This window comes from Microbacterium sp. zg.Y909 (genome assembly GCF_024626565.1).
The window spans coordinates 1-941 of sequence record NZ_JANJFJ010000696.1 but is presented as its reverse complement, the minus strand read 5'-3'; the positions used below and the strand labels follow the sequence as shown (position 1 = coordinate 941).

At 67.6% G+C, this 941-nt stretch carries 1 protein-coding gene; it reads left to right on the top strand.

Annotated elements, in window-relative coordinates; translation table 11 throughout:
• A partial coding sequence (locus NQ160_RS24205; RefSeq protein ID WP_257517514.1) for a dihydroxy-acid dehydratase domain-containing protein occupies window positions 1-759 on the top strand: 759 nt, incomplete at its 5' end.
• Window positions 760-941: the final 182 nt, after the last annotated feature.

The following is a 941-nucleotide window of genomic DNA, read 5'->3' as shown; positions in this document are numbered from 1 at the left end:
GCCGACATGAAGCCCTTCGGCAAGTACGTCATGAACGACGTCGACCGTCACGGCGGCATCCCGGTGATCATGAAGGCGATGCTCGACGAGGGACTGCTGCACGGTGACGCGCTCACGGTCACCGGCAAGACGCTGGCCGAGAACCTGCGCGAGCTGGACCCGGATCCCATCGACGGCGAGGTCATCCACAGCTTCGCCGACCCGATCCACGCCACCGGCGGGATCACGATCCTGCACGGCTCACTCGCGCCAGAAGGCGCGGTCGTGAAGACCGCCGGCTTCGACGCCTCGGTGTTCGAAGGCCCCGCGCGGGTGTTCGAGCGGGAGCGTGCTGCGATGGACGCGCTCGAGGCCGGCGAGATCGACGCGGGCGACGTCATCGTCATCCGCTACGAAGGTCCCAAGGGCGGTCCCGGCATGCGCGAGATGCTCGCGATCACGGCCGCCATCAAGGGGGCCGGCCTCGGAAAAGATGTACTACTGTTGACGGACGGACGATTCTCAGGCGGCACAACCGGCCTGTGCATCGGCCACATAGCACCCGAAGCGGTGGACTCCGGTCCCATCGCCTTCGTGCGCGATGGTGATCTGATACGGGTCGATATCGCGGCTCGCACTCTCGACCTACTCGTCGGCGACGCAGAGCTGAGTTCCCGCCGAGAAGGCTGGGAGCCCCTTCCCCCGCGCTATACCCGTGGCGTTCTGGCCAAGTACTCCAAACTCGTGCGCTCTGCTGCAGAGGGCGCGGTGACGGGGTAGTCCCGTCAGCAACCCTGGATCTCGAGGTAGTTTCACCCATGTCCTCAGACACCGTTTCCGCCGTTCCCCGGCCTCCCGCCCGCGCGGCATCCGCCCCCGTCCTCACCGGCGCCCAGGCGGTCGTCCGCTCGCTCGAGCTGCTGGGGGTGACCGACGTGTTCGGCCTGCCCGGCGGCGCGATC